General features: G+C 65.8%; 16 protein-coding genes. 11 read left to right on the top strand and 5 right to left on the bottom strand.

Annotated elements, in window-relative coordinates; all coding sequences use genetic code 11:
- The first annotated feature begins 36 nt into the window (after positions 1 to 36).
- Positions 37 to 1398, top strand: a complete 1362-nt coding sequence (locus DQG15_RS01685; protein WP_116083672.1) for a class II 3-deoxy-7-phosphoheptulonate synthase — start codon at positions 37 to 39, stop codon at positions 1396 to 1398.
- A 101-nt stretch (positions 1399 to 1499) separates the two neighbouring features.
- Here the strand turns inward: DQG15_RS01685 and DQG15_RS01690 are convergent, their stop codons facing one another.
- Complete coding sequence (locus tag DQG15_RS01690; protein ID WP_232830666.1) at positions 1500 to 2306, bottom strand: PAS domain-containing protein; 807 nt, start codon at positions 2304 to 2306, stop codon at positions 1500 to 1502.
- A gap of 325 nt (positions 2307 to 2631) precedes the next feature.
- Between DQG15_RS01690 and gmk the strand changes: the two genes are divergently transcribed.
- The 9 genes from gmk to phoB all read left to right on the top strand — a co-directional run bounded on the left by gmk (position 2632) and on the right by phoB (position 11440).
- Entirely contained in the window at positions 2632 to 3276 is a 645-nt protein-coding gene (gene gmk / locus DQG15_RS01695; RefSeq protein WP_116082226.1) for a guanylate kinase, read from the top strand.
- A complete protein-coding gene (locus DQG15_RS01700) occupies positions 3273 to 3794 on the top strand; it encodes a gamma carbonic anhydrase family protein (RefSeq protein ID WP_116082227.1) in 522 nt (173 codons plus the stop codon). The genes gmk and DQG15_RS01700 overlap by 4 nt, the downstream gene beginning before the upstream one ends.
- 13 nt (positions 3795 to 3807) lie before the next feature.
- On the top strand, positions 3808 to 4851 hold the full coding sequence (locus tag DQG15_RS01705) for a cell wall metabolism sensor histidine kinase WalK (RefSeq protein ID WP_116082229.1): 1044 nt from the start codon (positions 3808 to 3810) through the stop codon (positions 4849 to 4851).
- Between the two features lie 350 nt (positions 4852 to 5201).
- Positions 5202 to 6251, top strand: coding sequence for a substrate-binding domain-containing protein (locus tag DQG15_RS01710; RefSeq protein WP_116082230.1), 1050 nt, complete (start codon positions 5202 to 5204; stop codon positions 6249 to 6251).
- Positions 6252 to 6362: 111 nt separating this feature from the next.
- On the top strand, positions 6363 to 7838 hold the full coding sequence (gene pstC / locus DQG15_RS01715; protein ID WP_116082232.1) for a phosphate ABC transporter permease subunit PstC: 1476 nt from the start codon (positions 6363 to 6365) through the stop codon (positions 7836 to 7838).
- Complete coding sequence (gene pstA / locus DQG15_RS01720) at positions 7835 to 9187, top strand: phosphate ABC transporter permease PstA (RefSeq protein ID WP_116082234.1); 1353 nt, start codon at positions 7835 to 7837, stop codon at positions 9185 to 9187. The genes pstC and pstA overlap by 4 nt, the downstream gene beginning before the upstream one ends.
- Positions 9188 to 9204: 17 nt before the next feature.
- Positions 9205 to 10002 (top strand): phosphate ABC transporter ATP-binding protein PstB, encoded by a 798-nt coding sequence (gene pstB, locus DQG15_RS01725; RefSeq protein ID WP_116082236.1) that lies wholly within the window; start codon positions 9205 to 9207, stop codon positions 10000 to 10002.
- 32 nt (positions 10003 to 10034) lie between these two features.
- Positions 10035 to 10748 (top strand): phosphate signaling complex protein PhoU, encoded by a 714-nt coding sequence (gene phoU / locus DQG15_RS01730; protein ID WP_116082237.1) that lies wholly within the window; start codon positions 10035 to 10037, stop codon positions 10746 to 10748.
- Complete coding sequence (gene phoB / locus DQG15_RS01735) at positions 10748 to 11440, top strand: phosphate regulon transcriptional regulator PhoB (RefSeq protein ID WP_116082239.1); 693 nt, start codon at positions 10748 to 10750, stop codon at positions 11438 to 11440. Before phoU ends, phoB begins: the two co-directional genes overlap by 1 nt.
- Before the next feature lie 16 nt (positions 11441 to 11456).
- Here phoB and DQG15_RS01740 read toward each other — a convergent pair whose 3' ends face one another.
- From DQG15_RS01740 to rpsB, 3 genes are all read right to left on the bottom strand, one after another.
- Positions 11457 to 12293, bottom strand: a complete 837-nt coding sequence (locus DQG15_RS01740; RefSeq protein WP_116082241.1) for a sulfite exporter TauE/SafE family protein — start codon at positions 12291 to 12293, stop codon at positions 11457 to 11459.
- Between the two features lie 404 nt (positions 12294 to 12697).
- Positions 12698 to 13573 carry a translation elongation factor Ts gene (gene tsf, locus DQG15_RS01745; RefSeq protein WP_116082242.1) on the bottom strand — a complete coding sequence of 292 codons (876 nt, stop codon included), beginning with the start codon at positions 13571 to 13573 and terminating at the stop codon, positions 12698 to 12700.
- A 121-nt stretch (positions 13574 to 13694) separates the two neighbouring features.
- The gene (gene rpsB / locus DQG15_RS01750) at positions 13695 to 14468 is read right to left on the bottom strand and encodes a 30S ribosomal protein S2 (protein WP_116082244.1); all 774 of its coding nucleotides are present in this window, start codon (positions 14466 to 14468) and stop codon (positions 13695 to 13697) included.
- Positions 14469 to 14711: 243 nt separating this feature from the next.
- Here rpsB and DQG15_RS01755 point away from each other — a divergent pair, with 243 nt between their 5' ends.
- Positions 14712 to 15503, top strand: coding sequence for a DUF502 domain-containing protein (locus DQG15_RS01755; protein WP_116082246.1), 792 nt, complete (start codon positions 14712 to 14714; stop codon positions 15501 to 15503).
- Between the two features lie 64 nt (positions 15504 to 15567).
- On the opposite strand, the gene DQG15_RS01760 is transcribed toward DQG15_RS01755, so the two are convergent.
- Positions 15568 to 16605, bottom strand: coding sequence for a patatin-like phospholipase family protein (locus tag DQG15_RS01760; protein ID WP_116082248.1), 1038 nt, complete (start codon positions 16603 to 16605; stop codon positions 15568 to 15570).
- Positions 16606 to 16610 lie beyond the last annotated feature (5 nt).

The raw sequence follows: 16610 nt of genomic DNA on the forward strand, positions 1-16610 counted from the left end.
CGCCTCTGGCGGGGAAAGATGAAAGAGGCGACCAAGATGAGCTGGAGCAAGACCGACTGGCGTTCGAAACCCCGCGTGCAGATGCCGGATTATCCCGACCAGGATGCCGTGCGGGCCGTGGAAGGCCAGCTTTCCAAGTATCCGCCGCTCGTCTTTGCCGGCGAAGCACGCCGCTTGAAGGCGGAACTGGCCAAGGCCTCCCGCGGGGAGGCGTTCCTGCTTCAGGGCGGCGATTGCGCCGAGAGTTTCGGCCAGTTCAGCGCCGACCAGATCCGCGACACGTTCAAGGTCATGCTGCAGATGGCGGTGATCCTGACCTATGGCGCAAAGGTGCCGGTGGTGAAGGTCGGGCGCATGGCCGGTCAGTTCGCCAAGCCGCGTTCCGCCCCCACGGAGACGGTGAACGGTGTCGAGCTGCCGTCCTACCGCGGCGACATCATCAACGAACTCGACTTCACGCCCGAGGCCCGGATCCCGGACCCCGCGAAGATGCTGCAGGGCTACACCCAGGCGGCCGCGACGCTGAACCTGCTCCGTGCCTTTTCGACGGGCGGTTTCGCCGACATCCACCGTGTTCACAGCTGGACCACGGGCTTCGCCGAAGAAGACAAGGCGCTGGCCTATCGCGACCTGTCCAACCGGATCGCCGACGCGCTCGACTTCATGAGCGCCGCCGGCCTGAGCGGCGACAATATCGACGCGCTTTCCTCGGTGGACTTCTACACGTCCCATGAGGCGCTTCTGCTGGAATATGAGGAATCGCTGACGCGGGTCGACAGCACCACCGGAGCGACCATTGCCGGTTCCGGCCACATGATCTGGATCGGGGACCGCACGCGCCAGCCCGACGGCGCCCATGTCGAGTTCTGCCGCGGCGTGTCGAACCCGATCGGCCTTAAATGCGGCCCGACGATGGAGACGGAGGACCTGAAGCGCCTCCTCGCCACGCTGAACCCGCAGAACGAGGCCGGGCGCCTTACGCTGATCGCCCGGTTCGGCGCCGGCAAGGTGGCCGACCACCTGCCGCGCCTCATCCAGACGGTGCGGTCCGAGGGGGCGAACGTGGTCTGGGTCTGCGATCCGATGCATGGCAACACGATCAAGAGCGAGTCGGGCTACAAGACCCGGCCGTTCGACCGGGTTCTTTCCGAAGTGCGCGAATTCTTCGCGGTGCACCGGGACGAGGCGAGCGTGCCGGGTGGCGTCCATTTCGAGATGACCGGGCAGGACGTGACCGAATGCACCGGCGGCGTTCGGGCCGTCACGGACGAGGATCTGTCGAGCCGGTATCACACGGCCTGCGATCCGCGCCTCAACGCGTCCCAATCGCTGGAACTGGCGTTCCTCGTGGCGGAGGAGCTGACCACCGCCCGCGAGGCCGCGCGCGCCTCGGCGTAGTCGCCGCACGGGCGTTTCGCCCCGAAACCGATGCCTTTCACCCCCGCCTCATCCGGCGGGGGTGATTCGTTAACCAATTGAAGCAAGGGGGAGGAGCGCCCTCAGTCGGCGCCGCCCTCCACGACGTAGAGGGACGGCCGGCCGTCCCTTTTGACGCAAGTTGCGCCAGTCGGGACGTCGGGTCGTCTGAGCGGCTCGCTGCGGCGGTAGGGCGTGAACCGCTCGGCCATCCCCCGCACGCCGTTCCCGCCGCGTCCCTCCGGCGTCGGATCGCTCTCGCTTCTCCGCACCACCCCGCGGGAGCCGGCGCGAGGGGACTCGCCCGTCCGCTCGCCGTCGTCGTCGCGGATGACGATGGGGGAGATCTGCGTCTGGCGCAGTTCGAACCGGCGCGGCGCGCGGCCGATCGGGCCCTCGCTCACAAGGCAACCGAGAACGCGGGTGATATCTCCCATGTCGCTCCTGAGCGGCAGGAGGATCAGCCTGGCATCGAGCGGGGGGCGTCCGGTCCCGCGCTGCCCCGCCATGGTGAGCGTCGCCGCGGCCGGGCCCGAGAAGACCCGCTCCAGCGTGTCCGAGACGGGACGACGGGCCTCCGGCATGAACATCGCCGTCAGGGGCATGCCGCGCACCTCCATCCCCATCAGATCGCTCAGATGCATCCCGGCGAGGCGAAAGCGCGCGATGCCCGGCGCGATCCGCTCCAGGATGAAGGCATATTCGAGGGCGTCCTCGATCCGGCGGGGGTCGACCTCCGACCGGAAGGGCACCGGACGCGATGCCCGGATCTCCTTCCAGTAGGCCTCGACGGCGCTGATGGCAGAGAAACGGTTCTCCCTCGGCATCGTGCTGTTGAGGGAGACGATCTTGGCGTCCTGCCCGTTCCTGGTCTCGTCACGCGTCGTCATGTATGACCCCATCCTGAACCGACCCCCGGAGTCCGGTGACGCCGTGGTGGGTGTTTCGCGAATTGAGACCATCGGTTCACGCGCCCTGCAAATTAAGATCGCGCTAACGATAAGGTCGCAATTGTTACCGGCTTCTTAATGCGCCGGAGTTTCGATAAATTTCACGTCTTTTCGTGACCAATGGTTAAGCGAAGCGTACTGCCGCGGGCGCGCGGGGCAGGGACGCCGCGGTCGCCCCCCGAGACTTGACCTTGCCCGGCGCATGGTGGAACCGGGACCGGCCGGCCCGTCGAGGCACGGTCAGGATCTCGGAGACAATCGACCCATGGTGAACCGCCGCGGCTTGCTCATCATTCTCTCGTCGCCGTCCGGCGCCGGAAAGTCGACGCTGGCGCGGCGCCTCATGCGATGGGATCCCGATCTGTCCTTCTCGGTCTCCGCGACGACCCGCGCCCCGCGCGAGGGGGAAGTGGAGGGCCGGGAGTATTTCTTCCGCAGCCGCGAGGCGTTCGAGGAGGTGGTCGCGCGCGGCGACATGCTGGAACACGCGGAGGTCTTCGGGCACTTCTACGGCTCGCCGAGGCAACCCGTCGAAGAGGCGATCAGCGCCGGCCGGGATGTCCTGTTCGACATCGACTGGCAGGGCGGCCAGCAGATCCGCAACTCCGTCCTCGGCAAGCACACGCTCTCGCTGTTCATCCTGCCCCCCTCCATTCCGGAACTCGAGCGGCGTCTCAGGAGCCGCGCCCAGGACACGGACGAGGTGATCTCCGGGCGGATGAAGAAGAGCCGGGACGAGATCAGCCATTGGCCGGAATACGATTATGTCCTCGTGAACGATGACCTGGACGAGACCGAATCGAAGCTTAAGACGATCATCCAGGCCGAGCGGATGCGCCTGTCCCAGCAGCCGGACCTCGTCGATATCGTCCGCCGGCTCAACCACGAATTCGAGGAGCTTCAGTCATGACGGTCTACGCCCTGGGCGAGCTGCGCCCCGAGATTGACGAAACGGCCTGGGTCGCGCCCGATGCCAACGTGATCGGCGCCATCGTCCTGAAGGCCGGCGCCTCCGTCTGGTTCGGCTCGACGCTGCGGGGGGACAACGAGCCAATCGTCATCGGCGAGGGCTCGAACGTGCAGGAAAACGTGGTCATGCACACCGATATCGGCTTCCCGCTCGAGGTTGGCCCCAACGTCACCATCGGTCACAAGGCGATGCTCCACGGCTGTACCATCGGCGAGGATTGCCTGATCGGCATGGGCGCGACGATCCTGAACGGGGCCGTGATCGGCGCCGGCAGCCTGATCGGGGCAGGGGCCCTGGTGACGGAGGGCAAAGAGATCCCGCCCGGGAGCCTCGTCATGGGCGCCCCGGGCAAGGTCGTCCGCCAGGTGGGCGAGGCGGCGCTGAAGCGGATGACGGCCGGGACGGCGTATTACCGGCAGAATGCCGAGCGCTTCCGGGCCGAGCTGACCGAAATCTGACCCCCGCGCTCCCATGAGCCCAGAACAGACCGCCGCCGCCCTCGATGCGATCCCGCAGCCGCTCGTCCTGATCGGGGCGGACATGCGCATCGCGGCGATGAACGCGCGGGCGAGCGAGCTCTTCCGCGTGGCCGGCATCGGACGGCACTACGCGACCGTGCTGCGCAATCCCGCCGTCCTCGATGCCATCGACGCGGTCCTGAAGGGCGACCGGCCCGGCACCGCGCGCTTCTATACCGGTGACAGCCGTGAGGGGACGTGGCGCGTCTCCGCGATCCCGGTGCGCGGGGAGGGGGGCATGATGCTGTCCTTCGAGGACGTGACCGACGTCGAACAAGCCGGTCAGATGCGGCGGGATTTCGTGACCAATGTCAGTCACGAGCTGAAGACGCCCCTGACCGCCCTTCTGGGCTTCATCGAGACGCTGCGCGGCCCGGCGCGGGAAGATGCCGCCGCGCGGGACAGGTTCCTCGAGATCATGGAGAAGGAGGCGGCGCGGATGAACCGCCTCGTCTCGGACCTCCTGTCACTGTCCCGCGTGGAAACGACGGAGCGCCTTCGTCCGACCGAGAAGCTGTCACTGCGGGAGATCGCGGGAACGGTGGTGAATGCGGTACGCCCAATGGCCGATGCCGCGGATGTCGTGTTGCGGCTAGAGACGGAGGAGGGGCTGGAGACGAGCGCCTTCGACGTGATGGGCGACCCCGACCAGCTCCAGCAGATCGTCCTCAACCTCGTCGAGAACGCGATCAAGTACGGCGCGTCAGGCGGGGAGGTGACGATCCGGCTGTCCGTACGGGAGCGCGAGGCGGTGTTCCGCGGACCCGGCGTTCAGCTCGACGTGATCGACAAGGGCGAGGGATTCGATCCCATCCACATCCCCCGGCTGACCGAGCGCTTCTACCGCGTGGACACGCATCGCAGCCGGGAACAGGGCGGCACCGGCCTCGGCCTCGCCATCGTCAAGCACATCGTCTCCCGGCACCGCGGCCGGTTCCGGATTGAAAGTGCACCGGGCGAAGGCTCCACGTTCACGATTCTCCTGCCAGCCGCCTGAGGCGCGCCGTCCGGTCTATGCGCCGCGACGCGCGCCGGTCAGCTGCCACGATCGTCGCGGGCTGTCCGCCGGGCGCAGGGTCATCTCCATTGCTACCGGTTCCGGGGCCTGCCGCCTTCACGACACAGCCGCGGTTCCGGGGCCTTACGCGCACACGAAGATTTTGGAAAAGCCCGCGTCGGTCCGCCCCGCTGCGATGCCGCAGGGCAGGGGTGCCGTAAAGAATCCGCCGAACTTCCGCATTGTCATCGAACTGTTACACGGTTGTCACAAAAGGCCAGCATCCGGGGCATAGACGGCTCCCGAGGCTGCCTGGGGTAGCCTGCCACGATATTCAAAGGAGGACATACATGTCTCTCGCCAAGCTGACTGTCTCGACGCTGGCCCTCGCTGCCGTCTCCGCCACCGCCGTGTCCGCCCAAGGGCGCGAGCAGGTGCAGATCGCCGGTTCGTCCACCGTTCTGCCCTACGCCTCCATCGTCGCCGAAGCCTTCGGCGAGAACTTCGACTATCCGACCCCGGTCGTCGAATCCGGTGGCTCCTCCGCTGGCCTGAAGCGCTTCTGTGAAGGCGTCGGCGAGAACACCATCGACATCGCCAACGCCTCCCGCGCGATCCGCGAAGGCGAGATCGAAGCCTGTGCCGCCGCCGGCGTCACCGACATCATGGAAGTCCGGATCGGCTATGACGGCATCGTCTTCGCCAGCCAGATCGACGGCCCCGAGTTCACCGCCTTCGAGCCGGCCCAGTGGTACAACGCGATGGCCGCCGAGCTTCCGATGGACGGCGAGATGGCCTCCAACCCGAACAGCAGCTGGTCCGATGTCGACGGCGCGCTCCCCGATGTCGAGATCCAGGCCTTCATCCCCGGCACCAAGCACGGCACGCGTGAAGTCTTCGAAGAGAAGGTCATCCTTCAGGGCTGCGAAGACAGCGGCGCCTACGACCAGATCCTCGAGATCAACGGCGGCGACGAAGACGCTGCGGAAGATGCCTGCATGTCCATCCGGACCGACGGCGTGGCCGTGGACATCGACGGCGACTACACCGAGACCCTCGCCCGCATCGAGAGCAACCCCAACGGCATCGGCGTGTTCGGCCTGGCGTTCTACGAGAACAACACCGACCTGCTGAAGGTCGCCACGATGGGCGGTGTCGAACCCTCCACCGAGACGATCTCCTCCGGTGACTACCCGGTCTCCCGCCCGCTCTACTTCTACATCAAGAAGGCGCATATGGGCGTCATCCCGGGCCTGAAAGAGTATGCCGAGTTCTTCGTGTCCAACGAAGTCGCCGGTCCGAACGGCCCGCTCTCCAACTACGGCCTCGTTGCCGATCCCGAGCTGGAGCAGACCCAGCAGCAGATCGCCGACGAAGTGACCATGTCCGAGAGCATGTAAGCTACGGCTTCGCGGGGGGCTCTTCGGAGCCTCCCGCACCTTTCGACCGGGGCATGTGGCCCCGTCCGCCTCGTCCGGTCCGCCGGCTTTCCCTTTCCCGACAGGTTCGCGATGCCCGTATTCTGGATCCTTGCCATCGTTCTCGTGCTCGGCGCCGCCGGATACGTGCTCGGCCGCGCCCGCGCCCTGAGTTCGGCCGGTGACGATTACCGCAGCCTGCACTCGCTCCCCTCCTACTACGGCTGGAACGCGTTCATCCTGACCGTCGTCCCCGCACTTCTCGTTCTAGCCGCCTGGATGCTGATCGCGCCGATCGTGATCGACGGCATGGTCTCCGGGCTGGTGGACGAGGGAATGCAGGAGGGCTCCAATCTCTCGCTCCTGATGTCCGATGTGCGCCGCCTCGCGGCCGGTCTCGACTCCGCGGTCTCCTCCGGAGCACTCAGCGCGTCCGAGGCGTCCGGCCTCGTCGCCGACAATGCGCTGGCCGGCCGTCTCATGGGGCTCGGCATCTCGCTCGGCTCCTCCGTCACGGAGACCACGCTCGCCGCCGCGCAGCGCTATCGCGGCCTCGCCGCCGCCTCGCAGGTCTGGATGGCCGTGGTGGTGATCGCCCTTGCGGCCGGCGGCCTGCTGCTCGGCCTGCGCCGGATCAATCCGAGCTTCCGCGCCCGGAACGCCGTCGAGACCGGGCTCCTGGCGCTGCTGATCCTGGCCTCCTCCATCGCCATCCTGACGACGCTCGGCATCGTCCTGTCGATGCTCTTCGAGACGATCAACTTCTTCCGCCAGTACCCGGCGAGCGAGTTCTTCTTCTCGACCACCTGGTCCCCGGATTTCCGCGGCAATTCCGAACTCGGCATCCTCCCGCTGCTCTGGGGCACGCTCTACATCTCGCTGATCGCCCTTCTCGTGGCGGTTCCGGTGGGGCTCTTCGCGGCGATCTACCTCTCCGAGTATGCCGGGCCGAAGATGCGCGCCGTCGCCAAGCCGCTGATCGAGGTGCTCGCCGGCATCCCGACCATCGTCTATGGCCTCTTCGCGCTGATCACGGTGGGCCCGGCGCTCAGGGACTACTTCGCGCAGCCCCTCGGCCTCGGCAACAGCTCCTCCTCGGTGATGACGGCGGGTCTGGTCATGGGCATCATGCTGATCCCCTTCGTCTCTTCGCTGTCGGACGACATCATCAACGCGGTGCCGCAGTCGATGCGGGATGGCTCCCTCGGCCTCGGCGCGACGCCGTCCGAGACGATCCGCTCGGTGATCATTCCGGCAGCGCTCCCCGGCATCGTGGGCGCCGTCCTCTTGGCCGCCTCCCGTGCCATCGGTGAAACCATGATCGTCGTCCTCGGGGCAGGGGCCGCGGCCGCACGCCTGAACGAGGGATTGACGGAGGCCATCAACCCGTTCGAGGCAATGACCACCGTCACCGTCAAGATCGTCAGCCAGCTCACCGGCGATACCGATTTCGCCAGCCCCGAGACGCTGGTCGCCTTCGCGCTCGGCCTGACGCTCTTTGTCATCACGTTGGCGCTCAACGTCCTCGCCCTCTACATCGTCCGCAAGTACCGGGAACAGTACGAATGACCGATGCAACCGCATCCGGAGCCGCGCCCGAGCGTCGCCATACGTCGCTGATGACAGCGGACAAGGGAACGCGCCGCCGCAACGCCGCCGAAGCCCGCTTCCGCGCCTACGGTCTCGCTGCCATCGCCGTCGGCCTTGCCGCTCTCGTTATCCTGCTGGTCTCGATCCTGAGCCAGGGCCTGAGCTCCTTCCGTCAGGCCTACGTCACGCTCGACGTGCCGCTCACCGCCGAGACGCTGGATCCGGGCGGCAACCGCGACCCCGCGGACATCGCCTCGGTCTCCACCTTCGGCTATTCGTCGATCATCCGCGATGCCGTGCTGAACACGTTCCGCAATGCCGGCATCGAGATCGAGGGGCTGTCGGAGGACGAGGCGCGCGGCATCATCTCTCCCGAAGCCTCGGCGCAGATCCGCGACCGCGTGCTGGCCGATCCCGAACTCATCGGTCAGACCGTCGAGATCGAGGTCCTCGCGAATTCCTGGATCGACGGCTATTTCAAGGGCCGCGTGACGGATCGTACCGCCGAACTGAATTCCAACGTCTCTCCGGCCCAGATCCAGCTGGCCCAGGCCATGCAGGACGCCGGCATCCTGAACGTCCACTTCAACTGGGCCTTCATCACCGCGCCCGACGCCTCCGACAACCGCCCCGAAGCGGCCGGTCTCGGGGTCGCGATCATCGGCTCGCTCTACATGATGCTGATCGTGCTCTGCCTTGCGCTGCCGATCGGCGTGGCCGCCTCGATCTACCTCGAGGAATTCGCGCCGCAGAACTGGTTCACCGACGTGATCGAGGTGAACATCTCGAATCTCGCGGCGGTGCCCTCCATCGTCTACGGCATCCTCGGCCTCGCGATCTTCATCAACTTCGCGGGCCTTCCGCAATCGGCGCCCATCGTCGGCGGCCTTGTGCTGACGCTGATGACGCTGCCGACGATCATCATCGCGACCCGCGCCTCGCTGAAGGCGGTTCCGCCCTCCATCCGGGACGCTGCGCTCGGGATCGGCGCCTCGAAGATGCAGTCCGTCTTCCACCACGTGCTGCCGCTCGCGATGCCCGGCATCCTGACGGGGACGATCATCGGCCTCGCCCAAGCTCTCGGGGAAACCGCGCCTCTGCTGCTGATCGGCATGGTCGCCTTCGTCCGGGACTACCCGGCGGCGCCGCCCGACGGCTTCTTCGATCCCGCCTCCGCGCTGCCCGTCCAGGTCTACAACTGGACCCAGCGTGCCGATCCCGCTTTCGTCGAGAGGGCCTCCGGTGCAATCATCGTGCTGCTGGTCTTCCTATTGATCATGAACACGCTGGCGATCGTGCTCAGACGCCGCTTCGAACGTCGCTGGTAAGAGCGCAGGAGAGACCCATGAACGACATGAGACCCTTGGAGCGCATCGTGGATACCGACAACGTCAAGATCGCGGCAAAGAACGTGCAGGTCTATTACGGCGACACGCACGCCATCAAGGATGTGGACGTCGACATCCTCGCCAATACCGTCACCGCCTTCATCGGCCCGTCCGGCTGCGGCAAGTCGACCTTCCTGCGGTGCATCAACCGCATGAACGACACGATCGACATCGCCCGCATCGAGGGGAACATCCTGCTCGACGGGGAAGATATCTACGACAAGCGCGTCGATCCGGTGCAGCTTCGGGCGCGGGTCGGGATGGTCTTTCAGAAGCCCAACCCGTTCCCCAAGTCGATCTACGACAATGTCGCCTATGGCCCCAAGATCCACGGTCTGGCGCGCAACAAGGCCGAGTTGGACGAGATCGTCGAGAAGGCCCTTCGCCGCGGGGCGATCTGGGACGAGGTGAAGGACCGGCTCCACGCTTCCGGTACGGGGCTTTCGGGCGGTCAGCAGCAGCGCCTGTGCATCGCCCGCGCAGTGGCGACGGAGCCCGAGGTTCTTCTGATGGACGAGCCGTGCTCCGCCCTCGATCCCATCGCCACGGCGCAAGTCGAGGAACTGATCGACGAGCTCAAGGAAACCTATTCCGTCGTCATCGTGACGCATTCCATGCAGCAGGCGGCACGCGTCAGCCAGAAGACGGCGTTCTTCCACCTCGGCAACCTCGTCGAGTACGGCGACACCGGCGATATCTTCAACACTCCGCAGGACCAGCGCACCGAGAGCTACATCACCGGACGCATCGGTTGACGTCTTCGCAGAGGGCAGGGAAGGGCAATACCATGAACGATAGTCATATCGTCAGCTCCTACGACCGCGATCTCGAGGCGGTGCAGGCGCTCATCATGAAGATGGGCGGTCTGGTCGAGGAATCCATCCTGAACGCCGCCCAGTGCCTCGTCGAGAACGACGGCGACCTGGCAAGCAAGGTGCGGCGCGGGGACAAGGCCATCGACGGGCTGGAAGAGCGGATCAACGAGGAGGCGGCGCGCATGATCGCGCTCCGCCAGCCCATGGCGCGGGACCTGCGCACGGTCCTGTCGGTGATCAAGATCTCGGGCAACCTCGAGCGGATCGGCGACTATTCCAAGAACATCGGCAAGCGCACCATCGCGCTGACCGAGATGCCGCAGATCGGCTCCACGGCGGGGTCCATCCGCCGCATGGCCCACTCCGTCGAACAGATGCTGAAGGACGCCCTCGACGCCTACATCCAGCGCGATGTCGAGATGGCCCGTGACGTCTGGGCGCGCGACGCGGAGGTGGACCAGATGTACACCGCGCTCTTCCGCGAGTTCGTCACGCACATGATGGAGGATCCGCGCAATATCTCGGCCTGCATCCACCTTCATTTCATCGCCAAGAACATCGAGCGGATGGGAGACCACGTCACCTCCATCGCCGAGCAGGTCATCTATCTCGTCAGCGGCGAAAAACCGGATGAGGACCGGCCGAAGGGCGATCGCTCGTCCCTTGAGACGTTCGGACAATCCTGATGTCGCCGCAGGAACAGCCCCGTGTCCTCGTGGTCGAGGACGAGCCGGCGCAGCGCGAGGTGCTGATCTACAACCTCGAGGCCGAGGGATTCCGCGTCTCCCGCGCAGGCAACGGAGACGAAGCCCTGATCGCCGTGGACGAGGATTCTCCGGACATCATCGTGCTGGACTGGATGCTGCCCAACGTCTCGGGGATCGAGGTCTGCCGCCGGCTGAAGATGCGGCACGAAACCCGGGGCGTTCCGATCATAATGCTCTCGGCGCGCTCCGAGGAAGTGGATCGCGTGCGCGGGCTCGAAACCGGCGCGGACGATTACGTCGTGAAGCCGTACTCGGTGATCGAGCTGATGGCCCGTATCCGCGCGCAACTGCGTCGCACGCGTCCGGCCTCCGTCGGCGAGAGGGTCGAGTATGAAGGAATCGTACTCGATGCCGAGACCCACAAGGTCACACGGAACGACAATCCCCTGAAGCTCGGCCCGACGGAATTCCGGCTCCTCGCCACGCTCATGGAAAAGCCCGGCCGCGTCTGGAGCCGGGAGCAGCTACTGGACCGCGTGTGGGGCAGGGACGTCTACGTCGACACCCGCACCGTGGACGTCCATATCGGGCGGCTCCGCAAGGCTCTCTGTGCCACCGGCGGCGATGACCCGCTCCGCACGGTTCGCGGCGCGGGATACGCCCTGGGCTGACGCCGGCCGTCCGGGATCAGTACCCGAACGACTTGCGCAGCATGTTGAGCGCCACCAGGAGCAGGAACGCCCCGAAGAACCGCTTGAGCGGCTTCGGATCCGTCTTGTGTGCGAGCGCGACGCCAAGGGGCGCGGTGATCAGCGTCATCGCGATGACCACGATGAACGCGCCGAGATTGACCGATCCCACAGTGAAGGGAGGACGTACCTCCGCCGGGATCCCGACGAATAGAAAACCGAGGACCGAAGGCACGGCGATGATCGTCCCGAAGCCCGCCGCCGTCGCGACCGCGCGATGGATCGGCATTCCGTGGAGACTCATGACCGGCACGCCGAAGGAGCCGCCGCCGATTCCCATCAGCACCGACAGGAAACCCAGCATCGGCGACAGGATGTATTTGAGGGGACCTTTCGGCATCTCCGATCCGAGGCGCCAGTTCGAATTGCCGAAGAGCATGTAGAGCCCGACGAGGATCGCGAGGCAGCCGAAAATGCCCTGTAGCGTACCGGAGCGCAACGCTGCGGCCACGGCAACGCCGATCAGCGCGCCGATGACGATCCCCGGCGTCCAGCCACGCAGCACGGACCAGTCCACGGCGCCCTTGCGGTTATGCGACAGGACGGACCGGGTCGACGTCACGATGATCGTCGCAAGCGACGTCGCCAGGCACATCTGCATCAGATAGGGGCTCTCGTATCCGAGCGCCGCGAAGGCATAATAGAAGCCGGGCACCAGGACGATCCCGCCGCCGACACCGAGGAACCCCGCAAGGACACCCGCAAAGGCACCGATGAAGAGCAGAAGAGCGACCATGGCCGCGAGAAGCGTGGGGTTCTGTGAAAGTACGTCCATGGCTCAGCGCGCCATGTCGAAGATCGGGGAACAGGGTCGCATGTCGTTTGATGTCTCGCTTGGCAATGTGTCGGCGCGGACCGCATCCGGGCCGCGAGTACGTTGAGACCTCAAGCTCTGCGGATGTCAATCGAAGGGGCACAGCGCGGCGGGGAAAGCCGTCCAGCCTCCCACATGCGTCGATCCGATAATCAGTATTATGTTAATATTGTGTGCACGAGGCGGCCGCAGTGCTACCGGTATTTGAAACCGAGCTTCTGTGGCGTGACAGCTTACGGGGAAAGTCCGCGTCGATCACGACCCCTGTAGGCTCATCTTGTTCTTAGAGATCGGCATGTTGCATCCGAAAACGAAACAGGACGCCGAAGCGCCCTGTCCCGTGTCATGCTGATGTCGGACGTCGATCAGCCCTGAGCCGCCTTGGCGACCTCGGCCGCGAAGTCTTCCTCGACCTTCTCGATGCCTTCGCCGACCTCGAGCCGGACGAAGCCGGTGATCGTGGCGCCGGCATCCTTGGCAGCCTGCTCGACCGTCAGATCCGGGTTGATGACGAAGCTCTGGCCGAGCAGCGTGACCTCGGACAGATACTTCTTCATCCGGCCTTCGATCATCTTCTCGATGACCTGCTCGGGCTTGCCGCTCTCGCGGGCCTGTTCGGTCAGGACCTGCTTCTCGCGGGCGACCAGCTCGGGGTCGAGATCGCTCTCGCCGAGGGATGCCGGGTTCACGGCCGCGACGTGCATCGCGACCTGGCGGCCGAACGCCTCGTCACCGCCGGTGATGGCGACGAGAACGCCGATCTTGCCCATGCCGTCGGTGGCGGCGTTGTGGACGTAGGACACCACGTTCTCGCCGCTCAGCTTCGCCATGCGGCGGACGGACATGTTCTCGCCGATCGTCGCGATCTTGTCGGTGATCACGTCCTTGATCTTCTTGCCGCCCATGTCGGCCTCGACCAGCGCTTCGACGTTGTCCGCCTTCAGCGCGGCATCGGCGATATCGCCGGCCATCTTCTGGAATTCGGCGTTCTTGGCGACGAAGTCGGTCTCGGAGTTCACCTCGACCGCGACGCCCGTGCCACCCTCGACGCGGACGGCCACGAGGCCCTCGGCGGCGGTCCGGCCGGATTTCTTGGCGGCCTTCGCGAGGCCCTTCGTGCGCAGCCAGTCGACGGCGGCTTCCATGTCGCCGTCGGTCTCGGTCAGCGCCTTCTTGGCGTCCATCATGCCCGCGCCGGTCGTGTCGCGGAGTTGTTTCACCTGTGCAGCGGTAATCGCCATCGTATCAGTGCTCCTGAAATAGGCAGTTCCGCGGGCAGCCTGTGCCGCCCGCGCATGTCAGTGGAATGACAATCCCGAAGGTCACGCCGCTTACTTGAAGCGCACGGCGTGACGATCCGGATCAGGCCTCGGCAGTCTCGCCTTCGGCAGCGACCTCTTCGGAGGGCGCTTCTTCCATCTCGCCGACATCGATGCCGGCCGATTCCATCTGCGCGCTCATCCCGTCGAGGGCGGCGCGAGAGACGAGATCGCAGTACAGGGCAATCGCGCGGGCCGCGTCGTCATTGCCGGGGATCACGTAATCCACGCCCGCCGGGGAGCAGTTCGTGTCCACGACGGCGACGACCGGGATGCCCAGCTTGCGGGCTTCGGCGATGGCTAGGTCTTCCTTGTTCACGTCGATGACGAACAGAAGATCCGGAACGCCGCCCATCTCGCGGATGCCGCCCAGGGAGGCGTTCAGCTTCTCCTGGTCGCGCTCCATGTGGAGGCGCTCTTTCTTGGTCAGGCCCTCGGCCCCCATCGCCATCGATTCGTCGATGGATTTCAGACGGTTGATCGACTGGGAGACGGTCTTCCAGTTGGTCAGCGTGCCGCCGAGCCAACGGTGGTTCATGTAGTACTGGGCGCAACGCTCGGCGGCCTCGGCGATCGGCTTCTGGGCCTGACGCTTGGTGCCGACGAAGAGGATGCGGCCGCCGCGGGCCACGGTCTCGCGGATCACGTTCAGGGCAGCGTCCAGCATCGGGACGGTCTGCGTCAGGTCCATGATGTGGATGCCGTTCCGCTCACCATAGATGTACTCGCCCATGCGGGGATTCCACCGCTGGGTCTGGTGACCGAAGTGAACGCCAGCTTCGAGCAGCTGACGCAGGGAGAATTCGGGAAGCGCCATGTGCGTCTGTCCTTTTTCCGGTTTCATGCCTCGGCGGAGCTTGAGGGACCGTTGAAGGCCCCAACCGGTGGACGTCACGGGGATGTCTCCCCCGATATGGCCCGACTCCGCCTGTGAAGTGGGCGCCGGATAGAGGAAGGTCCCGCGAAACGCAAGCCGTTCTTGCATAGCCCCCGGGGGATCCCTACCCTTTTCGCAAGGTGGCAACGGGCCTCCTTCATCTCATTCAGGCGCTCCCTCCACGTGGTTCCCCCAAAATCTGCTCCCCCGCCGCGCGATCCCGGCACCGATCCCCTTGCGCGGCGTCCCGGCAAGCCGAAGCGTTTCGGGCGGCTGCGCGCATCGTTCCTGACCGGTCTCGTCGTCATCGCGCCCATCGCGCTCACCATCTATCTCATTTGGTCCGTGATCGGCTGGATCGACGGCTTCGTACTGCCGCTGGTGCCGGCGCATTTCCGTCCCGAACAATATATCGGCGTCGATATCCGCGGCCTCGGCGTCGTGATCTTCCTCGTCTTCACAGTCCTCGTCGGCTGGGTCGCGAAAGGCATCATCGGCCGCTCGCTGATCGGGTGGGGCGAGCGTTTCGTGGACCGTATGCCCGTCGTGCGGTCGATCTACGGCGGCCTGAAGCAGATCGCCGAGACCGTGTTCGCGCAGACCGAAAGCAATTTCGAGCGCGCCTGCCTCGTGGAATACCCCCGCAAGGGTGTCTGGGCGCTCGCCTTCGTGTCCACCACGGCGAAAGGCGAGCTGGCCCTGAAGCTCGGCGATGCGGAGACGCGGATGATCTCCGTCTTCCTGCCGACCACGCCGAACCCGACCTCGGGCTTCCTGCTTATCGTGCCCGAGCGTGACGTGACCTATCTCGACATGACCGTCGAGGATGCCGCGAAGCTCGTGATCTCAGCCGGTCTCGTCTACCCGCCCCAGAAGCCGGGCACCGTTCCCCCTGCCCCGCCAGCGGGCCCTGTCCCGGCGGGACTTCCCGGTGGGCCGGACCATGCGCCCGCCGAGCATCGCGAGACCGCCTGACGCGGCCCGCGCCCGCCAAACGAAATGACCGGGCCGACGAAGGGAACATTTGCGGCTGGATATATCAGTCGAACATCCGCTGCAGATCGACGCTTCCCTCCACGCCGAGCATGTGACCGTGGACGGACAGGAAGGTCTCCGCGGCGTCTCGCCCGGCCGCCTTCAGGCGCCCGGTGACCAGCGCCGAGGGCACCGTCTTGGTCGCGACGGACAGATCCCTCATCAGGGCGTCGTCGGCGATCATGTGGACGCGCACGGCCTTCATCGCGCCTTCAGGGATGCGCCCGTCGGCAATCAGGCGGCGCACGAAGTCGATGGCGCGCAGCTCTCGCAGGAGCGAGGTGTTGAAGCTGATCTCGTTGATCCGGTTCTGGATGTCGGTGCCGTTCATCGGCACGTCCGGCCGCCAGAGCGGATTGATGTTGACGATGACGAGATCGGACGGCAGCGCATCGTCATAGAGCGGAAAGAGGGCCGGATTGCCTGTATAGCCGCCATCCCAGTAAGCCTCCATCTCCCCGGTCGCGGGGTCCTCCATCTCCACCGCCTTGAACATCGTCGGCAGGCAGGCGGAGGCGAGGATGGCATCCGGGCACAGTTCGGCGCCGGAGAACACGCGGATCTTGCCGGACCGCACGTTGGTCGCCGAGACGAAGAAGGCCGGCCCCGCATCGGAGCAGACCAGGTCGAAGTCGAAATGCTCCACGACCGGCTGCAGGGGATTGGAATAGAACGGCCCGTAGGCATAGGGGCTGATCGCGCGGGAAACGGAATCGGCCAGGAAGAAGGCCGGTGAATTGCCGAGCAGGTGGCTGAGGGTGGCATTGGGCGTGAACTGCGCGAACCAATGCGTGAGCCGCAGGTCCTGCACGCCGACCACGCGGGCCCAGAGCCAGTCGAGATTCTCGCGCGCCGCCTCTCGCCCGCCGCGGACGAGTCCGGCCTTGAGCGCCGCTCCGTTCAGCGCGCCCGCCGAGCAGCCGGAGATCCCGGCGATCTCGATGCCCTCTTCCTCAAGGAGCCGGTCGAGCACGCCCCAGGTGAAGGCGCCGTGCGCGCCGCCGCCCTGAAGCGCGAGAGTGATGCGTACCGGGTCCGCCACGCCGC

It is taken from the genome of Tropicimonas sp. IMCC34011, assembly GCF_003390865.1.
Lineage (GTDB): Bacteria > Pseudomonadota > Alphaproteobacteria > Rhodobacterales > Rhodobacteraceae > Tropicimonas_B.

Excerpts from the sequence above, each read along its gene's own strand:
- phoU (WP_116082237.1), top strand. The coding sequence starts at position 10,035 with ATGAACGATAGTCATATCGTCAGCTCCTACGACCGCGATCTCGAGGCG.
- pstB (WP_116082236.1), top strand. The coding sequence starts at position 9,205 with ATGAACGACATGAGACCCTTGGAGCGCATCGTGGATACCGACAACGTC.
- DQG15_RS01700 (WP_116082227.1), top strand. The coding sequence starts at position 3,273 with ATGACGGTCTACGCCCTGGGCGAGCTGCGCCCCGAGATTGACGAAACG.
- DQG15_RS01685 (WP_116083672.1), top strand. The coding sequence starts at position 37 with ATGAGCTGGAGCAAGACCGACTGGCGTTCGAAACCCCGCGTGCAGATG.
- DQG15_RS01740 (WP_116082241.1), bottom strand. The coding sequence starts at position 12,293 with ATGGACGTACTTTCACAGAACCCCACGCTTCTCGCGGCCATGGTCGCT.
- pstA (WP_116082234.1), top strand. The coding sequence starts at position 7,835 with ATGACCGATGCAACCGCATCCGGAGCCGCGCCCGAGCGTCGCCATACG.
- tsf (WP_116082242.1), bottom strand. The coding sequence starts at position 13,573 with ATGGCGATTACCGCTGCACAGGTGAAACAACTCCGCGACACGACCGGC.
- pstC (WP_116082232.1), top strand. The coding sequence starts at position 6,363 with ATGCCCGTATTCTGGATCCTTGCCATCGTTCTCGTGCTCGGCGCCGCC.
- DQG15_RS01710 (WP_116082230.1), top strand. The coding sequence starts at position 5,202 with ATGTCTCTCGCCAAGCTGACTGTCTCGACGCTGGCCCTCGCTGCCGTC.
- DQG15_RS01690 (WP_232830666.1), bottom strand. The coding sequence starts at position 2,306 with ATGACGACGCGTGACGAGACCAGGAACGGGCAGGACGCCAAGATCGTC.
- phoB (WP_116082239.1), top strand. The coding sequence starts at position 10,748 with ATGTCGCCGCAGGAACAGCCCCGTGTCCTCGTGGTCGAGGACGAGCCG.
- rpsB (WP_116082244.1), bottom strand. The coding sequence starts at position 14,468 with ATGGCGCTTCCCGAATTCTCCCTGCGTCAGCTGCTCGAAGCTGGCGTT.
- DQG15_RS01705 (WP_116082229.1), top strand. The coding sequence starts at position 3,808 with ATGAGCCCAGAACAGACCGCCGCCGCCCTCGATGCGATCCCGCAGCCG.
- gmk (WP_116082226.1), top strand. The coding sequence starts at position 2,632 with ATGGTGAACCGCCGCGGCTTGCTCATCATTCTCTCGTCGCCGTCCGGC.